At 38.1% G+C, this 17722-nt stretch carries 16 protein-coding genes; 5 read left to right on the top strand and 11 right to left on the bottom strand.

Going from position 1 to position 17722, the window contains the following annotated elements; all coding sequences use genetic code 11:
* Positions 1-8: 8 nt before the first annotated feature.
* The 6 genes from J5X91_RS15260 to J5X91_RS15235 form a co-directional block, all read right to left on the bottom strand.
* A complete protein-coding gene (locus J5X91_RS15260) occupies positions 9-1181 on the bottom strand; it encodes an endonuclease/exonuclease/phosphatase family protein (RefSeq protein WP_197107949.1) in 1173 nt (390 codons plus the stop codon).
* Positions 1181-2107 carry a putative sulfate exporter family transporter gene (locus tag J5X91_RS15255; protein ID WP_011328248.1) on the bottom strand — a complete coding sequence of 309 codons (927 nt, stop codon included), beginning with the start codon at positions 2105-2107 and terminating at the stop codon, positions 1181-1183. The genes J5X91_RS15260 and J5X91_RS15255 overlap by 1 nt, the downstream gene beginning before the upstream one ends.
* 6 nt (positions 2108-2113) lie before the next feature.
* Positions 2114-2338, bottom strand: coding sequence for a DUF2798 domain-containing protein (locus J5X91_RS15250; protein ID WP_011328249.1), 225 nt, complete (start codon positions 2336-2338; stop codon positions 2114-2116).
* Between the two features lie 57 nt (positions 2339-2395).
* Positions 2396-3544 carry a 5-(carboxyamino)imidazole ribonucleotide synthase gene (locus tag J5X91_RS15245; RefSeq protein ID WP_197182058.1) on the bottom strand — a complete coding sequence of 383 codons (1149 nt, stop codon included), beginning with the start codon at positions 3542-3544 and terminating at the stop codon, positions 2396-2398.
* A gap of 2 nt (positions 3545-3546) precedes the next feature.
* Positions 3547-4029, bottom strand: a complete 483-nt coding sequence (gene purE / locus J5X91_RS15240; RefSeq protein WP_011328251.1) for a 5-(carboxyamino)imidazole ribonucleotide mutase — start codon at positions 4027-4029, stop codon at positions 3547-3549.
* A 151-nt stretch (positions 4030-4180) separates the two neighbouring features.
* Positions 4181-5770, bottom strand: coding sequence for an ABC-F family ATPase (locus J5X91_RS15235; RefSeq protein ID WP_080516828.1), 1590 nt, complete (start codon positions 5768-5770; stop codon positions 4181-4183).
* A 718-nt stretch (positions 5771-6488) separates the two neighbouring features.
* On the opposite strand from J5X91_RS15235, the gene J5X91_RS15230 reads away from it, so the two are divergent.
* Positions 6489-7700: a porin gene (locus tag J5X91_RS15230; protein WP_208835168.1), complete on the top strand. Its 1212-nt coding sequence runs from the start codon at positions 6489-6491 to the stop codon at positions 7698-7700.
* 214 nt (positions 7701-7914) lie between these two features.
* Here the strand turns inward: J5X91_RS15230 and J5X91_RS15225 are convergent, their stop codons facing one another.
* Together J5X91_RS15225 and J5X91_RS15220 are read right to left on the bottom strand one after the other, a co-directional pair.
* On the bottom strand, positions 7915-8205 hold the full coding sequence (locus tag J5X91_RS15225; protein WP_208835167.1) for a hypothetical protein: 291 nt from the start codon (positions 8203-8205) through the stop codon (positions 7915-7917).
* A 297-nt stretch (positions 8206-8502) separates the two neighbouring features.
* On the bottom strand, positions 8503-9003 hold the full coding sequence (locus J5X91_RS15220) for a GNAT family N-acetyltransferase (protein WP_208835166.1): 501 nt from the start codon (positions 9001-9003) through the stop codon (positions 8503-8505).
* Between the two features lie 151 nt (positions 9004-9154).
* On the opposite strand from J5X91_RS15220, the gene J5X91_RS15215 reads away from it, so the two are divergent.
* Positions 9155-9358, top strand: coding sequence for a hypothetical protein (locus tag J5X91_RS15215; protein WP_011328256.1), 204 nt, complete (start codon positions 9155-9157; stop codon positions 9356-9358).
* Positions 9359-9447: 89 nt separating this feature from the next.
* Here the strand turns inward: J5X91_RS15215 and J5X91_RS15210 are convergent, their stop codons facing one another.
* Positions 9448-9645: a CPXCG motif-containing cysteine-rich protein gene (locus J5X91_RS15210; protein WP_011328257.1), complete on the bottom strand. Its 198-nt coding sequence runs from the start codon at positions 9643-9645 to the stop codon at positions 9448-9450.
* 433 nt (positions 9646-10078) lie between these two features.
* Between J5X91_RS15210 and J5X91_RS15205 the strand changes: the two genes are divergently transcribed.
* Together J5X91_RS15205 and msrA are read left to right on the top strand one after the other, a co-directional pair.
* Positions 10079-10600: a TetR/AcrR family transcriptional regulator gene (locus J5X91_RS15205; RefSeq protein WP_041454430.1), complete on the top strand. Its 522-nt coding sequence runs from the start codon at positions 10079-10081 to the stop codon at positions 10598-10600.
* Between the two features lie 815 nt (positions 10601-11415).
* Entirely contained in the window at positions 11416-12015 is a 600-nt protein-coding gene (msrA, locus tag J5X91_RS15200; RefSeq protein ID WP_041454432.1) for a peptide-methionine (S)-S-oxide reductase MsrA, read from the top strand.
* A 97-nt stretch (positions 12016-12112) separates the two neighbouring features.
* Here msrA and J5X91_RS15195 read toward each other — a convergent pair whose 3' ends face one another.
* The gene (locus J5X91_RS15195) at positions 12113-14224 is read right to left on the bottom strand and encodes a TonB-dependent siderophore receptor (protein WP_208835165.1); all 2112 of its coding nucleotides are present in this window, start codon (positions 14222-14224) and stop codon (positions 12113-12115) included.
* Positions 14225-15035: 811 nt separating this feature from the next.
* Positions 15036-16040: a transposase gene (locus J5X91_RS15190; protein ID WP_348272535.1), complete on the bottom strand. Its 1005-nt coding sequence runs from the start codon at positions 16038-16040 to the stop codon at positions 15036-15038.
* Between the two features lie 316 nt (positions 16041-16356).
* On the opposite strand from J5X91_RS15190, the gene J5X91_RS15185 reads away from it, so the two are divergent.
* On the top strand, positions 16357-17550 hold the full coding sequence (locus J5X91_RS15185) for an acetyl-CoA C-acyltransferase family protein (protein ID WP_208835163.1): 1194 nt from the start codon (positions 16357-16359) through the stop codon (positions 17548-17550).
* Positions 17551-17722 lie beyond the last annotated feature (172 nt).

Below are 17722 nucleotides of genomic sequence, written 5' to 3'. Positions count from 1 at the left end.
TAGGTTGCTTATTCTAAGCGTAAATCTAGCCAAACTAGTCGATGATCACTCGACGCATTTCTGTCTTTAATTAAGCGGTATAGCTGGCTATTTTTAGTTGGCCAAAATACCCCACCATCAATAATTTTTAACCCATAATGCGATGGCAAAACATAGTCAACCCGTGCTTGCCAACTTGCACTGTAATTTTTAGCATGGCTGTGCTGTGGATATTGCTCTTTTGCGCCAGCACTTTTCGGTATAAAACTGGCGTTTACAAGCGGATGCTTAAGTAGCTGATCTGTAGTTATAGTTCGCTGTTTATCACCCTCAGGGGCGGCATTTAAGTCACCTAAAATAACAAACCGAGACTGAGCATTTAAACCGCCTTTTTTACCTTTATCGTCATAAATATAATCGGCATTATTAATGTAGTCTGCAACTAACCTTACTTCATCATGGTTACGCTTGCCGTTTCTGTCCTCTAAGCCATCAAAAACCGGCGGGGTTGGGTGCGATGCAAGTATATGTACCGTTTTATTATTAACTGATATGGGTAAATCCCAAAAAGATTTTGAGCTCAAACGAATGTTTTGCCATTCTTGCTCGTTATACCAGTTTTTGCCTGTGGTTGGATCGATAGGCATTTGCGCATTAGGCATATCTTTATATTTAAAAGTTTGCAGCGTTCGTACTTTATCTAAATCGATTGGATAACGAGATAAAACAGCCATACCGTAATGGCCTTCAAAAAAACCAAAACCGTGAGCGTCACCCATTATTCCTGTTTTTTTACCATCGTTATCTAAATCAAACTCAGTGGCTAAACCGGTATTAACTGGCGCAATATAAAAATAAGGATAGTCTATTGCCGCTTGATTATTTTGACTCACGTTTAAATAATGGCTTTTAAAGTACGCTATACCCTGCTCTTTTGGCACATAGTCAAACTCGTTTAATAGTATTATATCGGGGCGAACACGTTGAATTATTTCGGCAATATTTTTAATTTGTGAATGCTCTGCTTTAAGCGCGCTAACCAAAGAATCGCTTTTTACAGGGGTTTTTCTTGGTGTATAGTTAGTTGCATCCATACTTACATTAAAGGTGGCAACACGCAGTTGCGCCGCTGCAACGTAGTTGCTTAGCAGTAAACAAAACAACGTACTACCCAAAGTAATACTACTTAAATTACCTTTCATTATATCAACCCATCTAAAATTAATAATAAAATAACACTACTTACCACTATCCATAATAAAATTGCCATTATAAAGGGCTTAAGTCCGGCTTGTTTTAGTACTGCTAATGATAGGCCACTACCAATTAAAAATAATGTAACTATAAGCAATTGTTTAGCAACTATATTAATAACGCTCCATACAGGTGAAAACTGTGGCAAATAAGTATTAATAAGTGCGGCGAGTACAAAGCCAACAATAAATAGTGGAATACTGGCTTTTTCATCTGAGCGTAAAAACACCCCAGCAAGCGCAGTATAAGGAATGATCCACATAGCGCGGGTTAATTTTACTGTGGTGGCAATGCTTAGTGCCACAGCGCCATAAGTAGCGGATGCACCTACAACACTGCTGGTATCGTGAATAGCTAAAGCAGCCCACATGCCAAATTGCTGCTCGGTTAAATTAAAATAATGGCCAATGGCCGGAAACAACAGTAAGCCCACGCCATTGAGCATAAATACTACGCCAAGTGCCACAGCCACTTCATGATCTTTTGCTTTAATTACCGGTGCCATAGCTGCAATAGCACTGCCACCACAAATAGCAGTGCCAAATGAAATTAATACGCCGGTATTGCGGTTAAGTTTAAATACTTGGGTAAGTATTTCACCTAAGCCAATTATTGCGGTAATACTCACAATAGTGAGCACTAAAGAGCTGCTACCCACTTCAATTACCTGATTAAAGTCAACGGCAAAACCAAGCCCGACCACCGCTGCTTTTAACATCCACTTACTGGCTTTTTGCGAAAGCTCGGCAAACGGATTACCTAATGTCATAGCAAAAGCAGCGCCTATTACCAGTGCACTACCAGCGCCAATAAAAGGAGTGATACATAATGCTAAAAGAATTAAAAACAATGGCTTTTTGAGTGTTAATGGCATGCTGTATTACGCTCGAATTATTTTATCAGTTAACTTGTGTACTAAAGGTGCAACTAGAATAACTGTAGGAAATGCGATAGAAAATGCAAATACCCATGCTTTGAGCCATATAGTTATAATATTATCGACCATTCCCACGTTAAATAATGAGATCACAAAAGACATAAAGCCCGACATTAATAGTGCCATTAAAAATGCAAACACAACATTGCGGTATTTAGGGTTAAACATAGGTGTAGCCTTTGGCGTTAAGCAATAAATTGAGATGTCCCAATTTATTGCTTATTTTTAGTTGAGTATCAAAGATGTACTCGTGGCTAAAATACCTGGGTAGGCTTGTTCTGGTAAACACTCGCTAAGTTCAGCTAAGCGTTCACCTAGTTGATGTAGACTTTGAGCTGAGACATTAATATGACCCATTTTACGCCCTGGTTTTACTGTTTTACCGTACCAATGACTAGTTACATCAGTCACTTCTAAAACTGCAGTAGGAATACTGGCTTGGCCAAGCACATTTATCATCGCAGTGGCGTGTTTAAGCTCAGTATTACCCAGAGGCAGCCCTGCAACCGCACGCATATGGTTTTCAAACTGCGAGCAATGGCAACCTTGCTGTGTCCAGTGGCCTGAGTTGTGTACACGCGGGGCAATTTCGTTTACCAGTAAAGTGCCTTTAACGTCAAAAAACTCAATTGCCAATACACCCACATAATTAAGCTCATTCGCTAATTTAGTAAAGGCATCAATAGCTTGCTGCTCTACATGGCTATTATTTAAACCTGCTACCGATAAGGTTAATACACCATTGGTGTGCTGGTTTTCGGTTAACGGATAAATTGCAACATTACCGTGTTTATCGCGTGCACCAATAATAGATACTTCACGATCGAACGGAATCATTTTTTCAGCAATAATAGTATGAGGTGCATGTGCTGTGCCTGAGGCAATAAAATCAGACATTTGAGCCCAAATTTCATCAATTTGATCGTCAGACTTTAATCGCCATTGGCCTTTACCATCGTAGCCTGCTTGACAGGTTTTAATAACTAAAGGTTTACCTAGGTTTTTAACCGCAAGCTCAAGATGCGCTTTTTCAGTAATAAGTTGATACGGTGCGCACGCTACAGCTGTTTTATCTAGTAGTGCTTTTTCGATTTGGCGATCGCCACCGGTTTTAATGGCCGCTTTACCCGGATAAAACTTATTGCTATTACAACAAAGTGTTAATACATCGTCAGGTATATGCTCAAACTCAGCAGTAATTGCATCTGCGTTTGCTATGGCTTGCTCTAATGTGGTTGAGTAAACTTCGCCTGTGAGTGGGTGCACAATTTTTTGGCTGCCTACATCGTACGCAACCACGTTTAAATTAAGTGGCGCGCCAGCAAGGCTCATCATGCGTGCTAATTGCCCTGCACCTAAAATTAAAATAGTCATTATTACTCTGCAGGATTAGGGTTAGCTAAAATAGTGTCGGTTTGTTCTTTACGAAACGCTTCAATTTTTGCGAATATTTCAGGGTTTTGACACCCTAAAATTTGCGCTGCAAGTAAACCTGCATTAGCAGCGCCAGGCTCACCAATAGCTAATGTCCCTACCGCAACACCTTTAGGCATTTGGCAAATAGAAAGTAGCGAATCAATACCATTAAGCGCTTTTGATTTAACTGGCACACCAAGTACTGGTAATGAGGTAAATGCAGCTGCCATACCCGGCAAATGGGCCGCGCCGCCTGCGCCTGCAATTATAACTTTAATACCACGGTCACTTGCTGAGCTTGCGTAATCAGCAAGGAGTTGAGGAGTTCGGTGGGCAGAAACTACTTTTGTTTCGTACTCAATGCCAAATTTTTCTAGCATGAGCGCCGCATGTTCCATGGTTGGCCAATCTGATTTAGAACCCATAATAATGCCAACTTTCATAAATACTCCTCAGTAATATACTATTTTAACTAGCGGACTTATGTCCGCTTTTATGGCGGGTATTATACCCAAAAGTCATTAAATTGCGACTAACAAAAACAAAAAAAGCCATGTTAAACATGGCTTTTTAAAGTTAGCAGTAAAGCGCTATTTACGCCTCTTTACTTGCTAGGTACTCTGCGTAGGTACCTCTAAAGTCAATAACCTTACCGTCTTTAACTTCCCAGATACGCGTAGCAACCGATGATACAAATTGGCGATCGTGAGACACAAACAATAAAGTACCTTCGTAGGCTTCAAGTGCTAAGTTAAGTGCTTCAATAGATTCCATATCCATGTGGTTGGTTGGCTCATCCATTAGTAATATATTTGGTTTATGCATCATAATTTTACCAAATAACATACGGCCTTGCTCACCACCCGATATTACTTTAACCGACTTTTTAATATCGTTTTGAGAGAACAACATACGGCCTAAAAAGCTGCGCACCACTTGCTCGTCGTCGCCTTCTTGCTGCCATTGCTCCATCCACTCAAATAAGTTCATATCGGTGGCAAATTCATCTGCATGATCTTGCGCGTAATAACCAATATTGGCATTTTCAGACCACTTAAACTCACCCGACTTAGGCGCTAAACGCCCAGCAAAGGTATTTAACAGTGTTGTTTTACCTACACCGTTTTCGCCAATAATAGCAATGCGTTCACCTACTTCTACTAAACCTTCAAGGCCAGAGAACAAAGTGTTGTCGCCAAAACCTTGGCTAAGGTTAGTCATTTCTAGCGCATTACGGAATAATTGTTTTTCTTGATCGAAACGAATAAATGGCGTTTGACGTGATGACGCTTTAACTTCATCTAACTGAATTTTGTCGATACGTTTAGCACGCGACGTTGCTTGCTTAGCTTTTGACGCATTAGCAGAAAAACGCGATACAAATTGTTGAAGTTCAGCAATTTGGTTTTTCTTTTTGGCGTTTTCACTTAACAGACGCTCACGTGCTTGCGTTGCAGCAAACATGTATTCGTCGTAGTTACCTGAATAAATACGCAGCTCACCGTAATCAATATCGGCCATGTGGGTACAAACCGAGTTTAAAAAGTGGCGGTCATGCGATATTATTATCATGGTGCAATCGCGTTGGTTCAATACATCTTCTAACCACTTGATTGTATAAATATCCAAGTTATTAGTAGGTTCATCGAGTAGCATTATTTCAGGATCTGAAAACAGTACCTGTGCTAAAAGTACACGCAATTTAAAACCTGGCGCAATTTCTGACATAGGGCCATAGTGTTGCTCAGTAGCAATACCTACACCTAATAACAACTCACCCGCTTTAGATTCTGCAGAGTAACCGTCCATTTCGGCAAATTCAGTTTCCAAATCGGCTACTTTCATGCCATCCGCTTCGCTCATTTCAGCTAAAGAGTAAATACGGTCGCGTTCTTGTTTAATTTCCCATAACTGCTTGTGACCCATGATCACAGTATCAATTACAGAATACTCTTCGTACGCAAACTGGTCTTGGTTTAGTTTAGCAACTCGTTCATTTGGATCAGTGCTAACGTTACCCGAAGACGGCTCAAGCTCACCACTTAGAATTTTCATAAATGTTGATTTACCGCAACCATTAGCACCGATCAAACCGTAACGGTTGCCGTCGCCAAATTTTGCTGAGATGTTTTCAAATAATGGTTTAGCACCAAATTGCATGGTGATGTTAGCTGTACTAATAATAGCGCTACCCTCCAAGGGAGACATGATGTATTTTAATTGCGCGCAGTTTAAACCAAATTCATCGTTTTTTCTATGAAAGTTTAAAGGCTAAATACGCAAATAAGAGTCTGCTTTAATAACTATAATTAAGTTGTAAAATATTACTTAACGCACACTAGGTAACGCACCTTACAAAGCGATTAAATTGCCGCATAATTAAACAAATTTCAATTTTGAAAAGTTAGCAACTCCTTAATATTTGTATCCAAAAACAACATCAGTCAGCAATTGATATTGCTGCTGGTGCGTATTTAATTAATAAATTTTTGCTGACTGAATTTCATTCGCCGTTGTTAACATCTGCAAAATTATTTAATACAACTGTTTAACCTGTTTGTTAGCTTGTTTGTCGCATTTAGTTTTTATTAAAAATATTTTTGTATATATTGATGATATAAAAGCCACTTAGAGCTTTTGCACTACCCTTCACTTTTTAGCCAACTTGAAAAAAATTCACCTTTATTTTTTTAATTTCTAATACCAAACAACTACCCAGCAACTCAAAGCATTAAAAAAAGCAACACTACAAAAACAAAATTAACGCTAGGTGAATATTTGCCATTTATTTTGTTTATTGCGGGTGATTATTTTTCACTTTTGAGCATATTATTGCTTTGTTAGTCTTCAACCCCACAGATATACCCCAATAAAAAAGCATCAAATTTACACAAGGCAACAAATGATAAATAACAAGTTAGCAACTCTACTAAGCGTAAGTATTTTAGCGGCTCCAGCTGTATCAGCAGTAGAAGTTTATAAAGACGATAAAAATGCTGTCTCTATTGGTGGTTATATTGACGTTCGTGCGATCAATACCCAAAACCAAACTGAAATAGTAAATGGTGCCTCGCGTATTAACTTTGCTTTTAAACGCCAATTAAAAAATGATTGGGAAGCACTGGCCTTAATTGAATGGGGTGTAAACCCTGTTGGTAACAGTGATATTGTTTATAATAACCGTTTTGAATCTATTCAAGATGAGTTTTTATATAACCGCTTAGGTTATGCCGGCTTATCGCATGATAAATATGGTCAAATTACCATTGGTAAACAATGGGGTTCGTGGTTCGATGTTGTTTACGCCACCAACTACAGCTATGTGTGGGATGGTAACGCAGCAGGTGTTTACACATATAATAAAGACGATGGCGCAGTAAATGGTACCGGTCGCGGTGATAAAACGCTGCAATATCGCAATACTTACAACGACTTTGAATTTAGCGTACAAACGCAGCTAAAAAACAGTGAGTTTTACACTTGTGATGTAAGCAATATTACAGAAACACAGTGCCAAACAAAATGGGAAGCTGGCGATGCGACAGCACAAAAAGTAGAGTTTAATTACACTTTTGGTGGCGCAGTAACTTATAACGTAACCAATATGCTTACGTTAACTGCCGGCATTAACCGCGGGGAGTTTGACTTACACTTTGGCGATGGCACAACTCGCTCAGTAGAAGATATAATTTATGGCGCTGGTATTATTTGGGGTAACATTAACGCACCAGGTTTATACGCTGCCGCTAACATTAATAAAAACGAAAACCATGATACCGACAATCTGGGTCGCTTAATTAAAGAAGCAGTTGGTATAGAAACATTTGTATCTTACCGTTTCGATAATGACTTTAGACCATTTATTGCATACAACCTTTTTGATGCTGGCGACGATTACGTAATTCAACCTAACTTTAACGCCGACCCTAACGATGTATTTAAGCGTCAATTTGCCGTTATTGGTGTTCATTACTTACTTGACGACAATACCCAGCTTTACATAGAAGCACGTAAAGATTTTGGTGACTTTGAAAGTGCTAATAAAGAACAACAAGCACTTATGGAACAATCGGAAGATGACGGCATCGCAATTGGTTTTAGGTATATACTTTAAAGCCTAACATAGTTTTATAAAGGCCTTGTTATAGAGCATAACAAGGCCTTTTTTATTGGTTTTAAGTTTATAGCATCACTCAGCCATGCTGCTTTGAATGTCTATTTTGGCGCTTAAAACTATATTTACAAATGTTGTACTTACGTCATTTTTTAAATTGAATTTGTAGTGGACTTTGCGTACTTACATTCTCTATCGTTATAAAATGACATCCTCACTGTAAAATTTCTTGTGCACAATACAGTCCTATCACCCCACTCCTAAACATTACAATCTCGGTTACTAATGTTTGCATATGCCTAGGTTTGCTAACACTATTTGGCGAAAACCCGACTTGTTTACTTTCACATTTATGGCCTTGATTAACAAGAGTAACTAGCTTATCTGGATAGACCGTATGGCTAATAAATTCATTGCTAATTGTGCTTCTTAGTAATGGCCTTGAAAACGCTATATCAATTTGCTCTGTAGCTGTCATTTCAAATAACGTTACGTGCACTTGCATATAGTAGGTTTTATAAGTGCGGACCAAAGCCACCATAAAGGTTAAACACGCCGAACTCAAATGTGCAATTTAAGTGAACCGGATAAGTCGTCATGAACTAAGATATTGTAATTTGAGATAAATATCAGCGCTTAGCATTTACTACTGCCCTGCTACTTTATAAATTTAACACCTTTGCTAAGGTATTGCTCCCCCATGATAAGTATGATGTGTTCTTTATTGTAATTACTTATAAATAATTACAGTAATTACGGAGGTAACGTTTAGATTTAAACCGGCTATTGTAGCACGTTAACTCTATAATAATTTATACCAAAGTGAACTGTTATCACTATTTTGTACACTACACTTTGGCGTAAACCCTAGCTTTATTAGCAAAGCGTGTGAACGTTGGTTGTGTGTACTTACCTCAGCATACAAATGTTTTAATTGTAATGCAGGCATTACTGCCATAAAACCTAAAAGCACTTCTTGCATAATTCCTTGTTGCCAAAAATCTGGGTGTAGCTCAAAACCTATAAAAGCAGTTTGCTTGTCTGTATTTATTTTGTATAAACCACACGAGCCTAACAATTGGCCATTGCTGTTATGCTCAATTGCTAAGCGCAATACACCCCCTTCGTAATAGCCGCTAATATCGTTTTGTATTAATTGCTTTACCTGTTGCTGGCTAAGCGGTGTTTGGTAATCGTTATATTGAGACACTAAAGGATGATTTAAAATGCCAAACAAAGCTGCGCCATGTTTGTGAGTTATTAAACGCAAGGTAACTCGCGGTAGTGTTATTGTTTTAAACATGCAATTACCAAAATTATAAATTTTTGAGCTACCTACTACTTAAATTCAGTATTTGTAAAAATAGCTATTAAGCAATAAATAGCACTTTATATAACAGTATTATTAACTTACCATACTGCATTAACAAGCAATATATTGAGAGTAATTAGCCATGAGTGACGATTTTAAAGTAATACAGCCCACTACCACGGTTTATTGCCCTGAGCGCGGCGAAGGTTGGACCCTAACGGGGATTACTAATATTAACGAGTTCACTTCGGTGATGTTTGACGGCACGCGCTACACCCTTCCCGCTCGGGAAATTATAGAGCAATTATTGCCAAACCAATTAGCAAGAGAGCAGCAAAATAAATAACGACTTTTTAGCTTACATAAATAACCAAAAGGCTGCTTTGATAAAAAGCAGCCTTTTGGTTTTAAATTAAATCTGCGAGATTATAAAAGTTAAAATGCATCATCTTCACTGTATACATTAACACCAAGCTCAGCATCAGCATCTTCAAAAACTTTAAAAATAATTGGCTTACAACATACCTGGCAGTCTTCAATATACTGTTGGTCTAAATCTGCAGCATCTAGTAAAACGTCAATTGTTTCGCCGCAATAAGGGCAGCCAATCGATTTTTCGGTTAATTGATTCATTTACACACCAACCATTATAAATAATGTTATTTTAGTTAAAATGCAGCTATTAAACAACATATCCTAAGTATTACACTGAGCTAATTTTTATAGCATTTATTATCACTTATAACCAAGCTACTGGTTTATTTTAATGCGCTTAAATAAGGCAATAAACTCTAACTTGAGAGTTAGATAAACAAACTAGAACCTGTAGAATGAACAAATACATGTTTGCTATAATAACAATGCAGATTATTAATTGAGCATGCTCACAATAAAAATGAGCGCACTCAATTACTATTTACTTAATTTAGTAAGTAGCGAATAATCAATAAGCATTTGCAAGCTTAAAATAGGGTACTCAATTGTTTTTAATGCAGTTTTATAAACACTTATTTTGCACTTACAAACATTACTTAATAAAACTAGTAGAGAGCAATACACAAATATAATGGATAAAAAACAGAGAACACGTAATAAAATTTTAGCATCTGCTTGGGAGTTATTTTTATTACAAGGTTACGAGCATACCTCAACCCGAGAAATTGCAACAGCTGCTGGTGTGGCTGTGGGCACTGTATTTAGTCATTTCGAAAATAAAATAGACTTATTAATTGCCGGAATGCAGCAACAAATTACCGCTATAATTAATCAAGCTCGCGCATCCGATAAACAACACTCTCCTAGATTAAAACTGCGTCATTATGCACATCCCCTGTATTATTTTTATTGTGAAAACAGTGAATTTAGTAAAATACTTATCAGTAATGTTATTTGGCAAGCAACCTTTTTTAGTGAGCAAGTAAGCCTGTTTAAACAGTTATTATTTCAGCAGCAAACTCAAATTGATGACGTAAAAGCAAGCGTAATGATTGACTGCTACTTTATGACTTTAATTAGCGGGTTAAACGAGCAATCTCCCAATGCCGATGCTATGTTAAGGCAACTTACCCAAAAAATAGCTTTGCTATAAACAGAGCACTATATAATTACTGGTAACTAAAACGGAGCATCGCTATGCGGTAAGCCCCGCCCTTTACTTATGATAAAGAAAACATAAAGATTAGCGCTATTGCTAAACTATACTCACCCACAACAAAGCATGATGTGTTCTTTTTGCTCATAACTTTGTCCATTAAAGCTAATAGCATTCAGTATAAATAAAATAAGCTCTGAATAAGGTGTTTAATACACTAGCCATTTCTTATTAAACTCCTATTCTGCACTTTAATAAGTACAGGTAATATTATACATCCCCAAACAACTACTGTATATAAATACAGTTGCCTGCAATATTGTAACCCAGCTAAGTAAACCGGCACCATTTAAAGTTAAAACTTTATATATAACAACCTATTATAAAACTGAATTTATACATAAAGTTTATTATATAAAAACAAACACTGTACGCACACAGTCAACGCCATTTGTGCTAAATATCTTACTTCCCTACTTTTTAAATACATACCCCCACCAGCGGTATTGGCAGTTAACTTTTTATAAGCTTGTGTACTAAGCACCTACCCGCTATCTTTTTGCTAATGCCTAGTTGTGATCCACCGGCAATAAGCATTTTATTAGTTTTACTGTTCTTAAAATTAGCTAACAAGCTTTGCGTTAGTCTCAAAAATAGGGTTTAGGCTTTAAAGTGGGTTTTATTAAAGCGGCCTCATTCACTAAAGCGCGTTGCGGCTTACAAATAAAAATGAAATACGTTTTACTAATAGCGGGTCTAGTAACTATACCAATATATTTATTTATACATTCATCAAACAGATGCGAGATTTTATGAAAAGAATATTAGCCTTAGCGTTAACATCATCCGTTATATTTTATGCCTCGCTCGCCCATGCAAACAAAACCGAAAAAGCCGTTTTAGCCGGAGGTTGCTTTTGGTGTATGGAAAGTGATTTTGAAAAGCTAGCAGGTGTAACCGATGTAATATCGGGTTTTACGGGAGGTAAACTTAAAAACCCAACTTATAACGGCAATCATCGTGGTCATTATGAAGCTGTAGAAATTACTTACGATCCTGCAATAGTTAGCTATAAAGCTATACTCGAGCATTACTGGGTAAACATTGATCCCTTTGATGCTAAAGGCCAATTTTGCGATAAAGGGCCAAGTTACTTAAGCGCTATTTTTGTAGCTAACGAGCAAGAGCGCAAATTAGCAGTGCAATCTAAACAAGCAGTGAGCAAACAGTTCCCAAATAAAACCGTGGTTACCCCTATACTAAACACCAGTACTTTTTACCCAATTAAAGGCGATGAAAGTTACCATCAAGATTATTATAAAAACAATCCTATTCGCTACAATACCTATCGCTGGCGTTGTGGGCGCGACAACCGCCTAGAAGAAATTTGGGGCGATAAAGCAAGCCACTAAAGTACCCACAATAAAATACCTTACTCAATACTAGATTAACTAACAGGCTGCTTATATTAACCAGCCTGTTATACGTTTTTAAAATACGTGTAAGGTATTAAAACTTAAACGAGGCAGAAAATCTAACACTACGAGGCGTGCCTGGTTGCACCCAAGCGTCTGAAAATGAGCTGATATAATAAGTTTCATTAAATAAGTTATCTAGCTCCCCTGTTAGCGTTATTGAGTCTGATACGGCGTAACGCATAAATGCCCGAGCAGTTATATAACTTGGCAGTGTAAAGTCGGTACCAAAAAAGCCATTTCGATCTCCCACATAAAGTAAACCACCACCCAATTTTAGTGCTTTTCCATTCACTTCTGTCGACTTTACCAACTGTAAACTCAATTGATGCTGAGGAATATTTAACAGCGAGCTGCCTGCAGCTATATTTAGGCCAAAGTTGCTATCGTAAAATGAATTTTTGGTTGTTGCATCAACATAAGCATAAGACGCCCACAGGTTTAAGTTATTCGTTAGTTGACCATTTATATCAATTTCAAACCCTTTACTTTGCGCCTCCCCAATAGCGGCACTGGTAAATGCTGTTGGATCGTCTACTACCAACATATTTTGTTGCTCAACTTTAAATAAGGCTAAGGTGCCCACCAGCGCACCGTTATTTAGACTAACCTTAACGCCAACTTCCTTTGAAGTTGTTTGGTTTGGTTTAAAGCCGTTTCCCTGGGCGTCAGTACCCGAAAGCGGACGAAAGTTTTCACCATAAGCCGCATAAGCCGATATAAAGTCAGACACCGCATACACAGCCCCTAATTGCGGACTAATACGCGATTCTGTTTGTTTATACCCTGTATTAGTTAAACGATTATTAAGTGTTTGCTTAAAATCGTCTAAACGCGCGCCAAGACGTATATCTAGCTTATTGGTTAAACTTATTTGATCTTGTATAAATACGCCCAATGATTGCTGAATTTCAATACGATCAGTATGAGTGGTGGGTGCAGGTAGCGCATAAGCACCATACTCTGGGTTATATACATTAATATATTGATCGCCCTTTACCTGTAGTAAAAACTGATCGTTTTCAAATTTATCGGTATCAGCCCCTATAGTTAAACGATGCTCAAACCCTGCAAAATTAATATCGCCAGTAATTTCGCCGCGTAAAACCTTATAGTTTGCACTGTAATCTCGATAACGCCTAAAGCGATTAACCTCATCATTCACTACACCTGCAAAACCAGTTTCAGTGGCAAAACCGGTTAACTTAGTATCACGGTAATTAGCAGCAATTAATACACTCCAGTCGTCATTAATATCATGCTTAAGTTCAAGCTGATGGCCAATTACTTGTGCTGTAATAGGGCCATCACCCGGCTCACCTAAAAATCGGTTTGCAGGAATAACCCCAAGCTCACCATTTATTGCTAACACTCCTCTATCAAAAGGTATTGTTTGCTTACTGTATTCAAGTTCGTAAATCAGTTCACTATTGTCGTTAATATACCAAGCTACTGATGGGCTAACGCCTTGTTTGGTTTTTTTAATGGTGTCTCTAAAGCTATTTGAACCTTCATAAAAACCGATCAGTCTAATTGCAACATCATCAGAAACCCCAGTGGTGTAATCTATATCAGCCCTATAGGTATCCTCACTTGCAACAGCAAGTTTTAGTTCGCCTGCGGTATCAAATGTTGGCCGTTTAGTTATTAAGTTAACCACTCCGCCAGGTTCTCCCCGACCAAATAACGCAGCACGCGGCCCTTTTAGCACCTCAACCGAGGCAATACTTGACAGATCTCGCGTACCACCCAAGCCCCAGCCTATATTAAAGCCATTAACTAAGTAGTTACTCGAGAGGTTTTCATCTCCTGTAAAACCACGTAAAGCAAAATTATTTAACAGGCCACCAAAGTTATTTTGCCTAGCAACCGAAGCAGATAGATCCAATGCTTGGTTTAAATCCCATGCGCCAGCATTTTCAAGCGTTGCTAAATCGATTGTTTGCTCAGCTTGTGGTGTTTCTAAAGGCGTAAAGTTACTGCTGTATACATGGCGCGAGCCTATCACTGCAACCCTCTCTATAGCTGTATTAGCCTGATTAATTAGCGGTGGTTGCTCAAAGGCTGAGCTTGTTTGGCTGGTAAATAAGAAAACTAAACAAGCAGATAAATAAGTAAGCTTACGCTCTTTAAAATTGGTGTTCATTGTTAACCTTGTTAATTACATAACTAAAATTGAATTGCAGCCTAAAGCAGTAACTAGTGCTTAGTACTTATAGGCTGTTTGCAAAGCTTGGCATGTGAGGTAATGCCGCTTTTGTTGGATTACGTTTAAAGCATTGACGTTTATAAAGTGCTGTAGCTTATAAACTGGTTACACAAATTTACGGCCATAGCCGTGTGGTTAGAATTAATTAACTTACAAAATGACATGCCTAGCGTGATCATCACCAGCGGCGTGTAATTAATACTAAATACCCAGGTACGTGCTCATATAAGCATTCGTGCGGTACGTATGATTTAAGGTGTAGCCGTAGGCTAAAATAAATTCGGTGTGTTTGGTTAAGTGCTGTTGCTGCAAAGCGGCTTTATATTAAAGGTAATACTGGGCGCCGTTTTTCGATAAAAGTCCAAAAAATTCAATAGATTGAATTGGCTTGCTCACCCTTGCTATTATCCATACTATATTGAGTAAACTAAAGCTGGCAGTCTTATACCATAAACGGTGTTTATTGCAATATTGGCATGATGTTATTTATTATTAAAAATGGGACATAAAAATGGGACAGGCATATTAAAAAGGGATTAAAATGGGACAGGCACATATTACCTGGTTTATTTAACCTCAAAGTTCGTCATCGTTATTTACTAATTCCCTCTCACTTCTACGCTCTATTAGTTTATATAATTTAAGTTATTAGTAGATATATGTTTAGTAGGGATATCAGGCAGGTAAAGTTAGTTTCAAAGGTGGTTTGTTAAAGTTGTTGTTTAAGTTATCGCTGAAGGTGTGGCGCTCACCCTGCACCTTTGTACCATTTAACATCGTTATTCGCGGCTTGCTGCTTTAATCGTTGTTTACTCCCTGCAAAGTTTGAATATTTATGCCTAAATCGTTGAATCGATTCAAGCCATTGTGCTTCTTCTATATTCAGAGTAACTAGCACTTTAGGAATTGCTTTATTTATATATCCTTTTTTGTTTGGAGAAATTTGACGACCACTCCAATCTACTAATTCTAGGTAATCTAGTAACGCAAAAGGTATAGTGTGTTTTATGTTGTTAGCGCAAAATGGCTTTAGTTGACTTGGTTGACTTTGATCTTGAACACTATCTTTTTGCTTTGAGGGGTTATTTGTTTGAACCATATTTTTAGTAAAGGCTGTCAATTGTGCTATACGCTCTTGAATTGAAGTGAAATCACTGTCTTCTAGCGTACCGGCCATGTTTGCTCTAATAGGATTTAAATCGACATAGGCCATGCAACTAAGCAATGCGGTTTCATCTAATAATGCTTGTGATTTATAGCGCCCTTCCCAGTACTTACCTGTGCAGCTATCTTCCTTATTTGCTTCACGGGCAATGTATTCATTTAGGTTTTTCATATACCAGCTTATGTCGTAAAGTCTTTCTCGCCATTTAGCTATAATTTCATTAAAGCAAACTGAACTCGCATTATCTAACTGCTCGCCTTTTAAGTAACTATCCACCAAAGCGTGGCCATTATAAAGCCTATACCAGCGTTCAATTACTTCACTATCTGCCCAATCTAGTGCCTGCTTTCTATTAACATTTACAACTAAGTGATAGTGATTACTCATAATTGCGTAAGCTGCAATCTCTATGGCAAACACACTACTTAACAACTTTATACGCTCTACTAGCCACTCTCTGCGGTGATCAAAGTTTTTACCTGTGTATTTATCATCACCACACAAAAAAGCTCGCCTAACGCATCTAGCTATTAAGTGATAATAAGATGTTGATGCCAAATCAATGAGATTTTTTCTTGCGCGTGTCATAAAATACAAAACCAATAAGCACTGGATATAATAACAGTAGTAGCTAATGTGAGTTTTGCAAATACTTTGTGCCTGTCCTTTTAAATCTCTCTTTTAAATCTCTCTTTTAAATCCTCTTTTTAAATCCTCTTTTTAAATCTCTTTAAAGCAAAAACATAAAATGATTAACAAAGTTATATATCAACTCAACGCCTGCAGCTTTAGTTTATTTTAAAATTATGTTTTGATGAATTAAAGTCAACCTTTATCCTTTTGCTCTTTTAATATCATTTAGAATAAAGTGGATACAAGCAAAAAAAATAATAAAGAGAACACAATGACAAAATTTAATAACAATAGCGTAGTAATATTAAGTGCAGTACGCACTGCTATCGGTAGCTTTGGTGGCAGCCTTAAAAACTTCACTCCCGCTCAGTTAGGCACTATGTGCGCCAAAGAAGCATTAGCCAGAGCCAATATTTCACCAAAGCAAGTTGGTTCATGTGTGGTAGGTAAAGTGATACATAACGGTCCTAAAGACGCGTATTTGTCGCGAGTTATTGGGCTAGATGCAGGGTTACCAATTAGCAGTCACGCGGTAACACTCAACCGCTTGTGTGGTTCGGGTTTAGAAGCCATTATACAAGCAGCACAACAAATTCAATTAGGTGATGTAAACGCAGCTTTAGCAGGCGGAGCAGAAAGCATGAGTAGCTCAGGCTACACTCTAGCAAGTAATCGTTGGGGCCAAAAAATGGGTGATAGTACAGTAGTTGATGAGCTAACTACCACATTACAAGACCCATGGGACAACACGCCTATGGGCGTTACCGCTGAAAACATTGCAGAAAAATATAGCATTAGCCGCAAGCAACAAGACGCTTACGCAGCACAAAGCCATCATAAAGCGGCTAAAGCCATTACCGCAGGCTATTTTAAACAGCAAATAATGCCCATCGAAATTAAATCTCGTAACGGTAATCAAATTTTTGATACTGACGAGCATGTTCGTGCTGACACAACGGCCGAAAAACTCGCCACCTTAAAACCCTACTTTAAACAAAATGGTACAGTCACCGCAGCCACCTCATCAGGTATTAATGATGGCGCAGCCATGTTAGTGCTTATGTCGGAGCAAAAGGCCAATGAACAAGGCTTAAAACCACTCGGTCGCCTAGTCGGTTATGCCAGAGCAGGTGTTGAGCCTTCATTAATGGGCACAGGGCCTATTCCTGCTGTGCAACAGGTGTTTGAAAAAACTGGATTAACTATTGATGACATGGACGTAATAGAATCAAACGAAGCCTTTGCCGCACAGGCATTATGCGTAGGCAACGAGTTAAACTTTCCTGAGCATAAAGTAAACCTCAATGGCGGAGCTATAGCACTTGGCCACCCTGTTGGCGCAACCGGTGCTATTTTATCAACCAAATGCCTGTACGAACTGAAACGCATTAACGGTAAATACGGCTTGGTCACTATGTGTATTGGTGGCGGACAAGGTATAGCTGCTATTTTTGAAGCGCTTTAGTTATAAAAGATTTTAAAAGAAATAGCGGCTAAAAATAAGCCGTTTTAATTTAGTAAAAATAAAGTTTTGATTGGTAAGGGGCAATATTTAACCTATCTCGAATTCAAGTATTAAGTGCAATCATTATGCAGCCACCAGTATTTCTGATTGCCCCGTAAATAATTCATGAGGG

Source organism: Pseudoalteromonas sp. K222D (genome assembly GCF_017653575.1).
In the GTDB taxonomy this organism is placed as follows: Bacteria; Pseudomonadota; Gammaproteobacteria; order Enterobacterales; family Alteromonadaceae; genus Pseudoalteromonas; species Pseudoalteromonas nigrifaciens.
The sequence above is the reverse complement of the archived record's forward strand: the minus strand, read 5'-3'. Positions and strand labels throughout refer to the sequence as shown.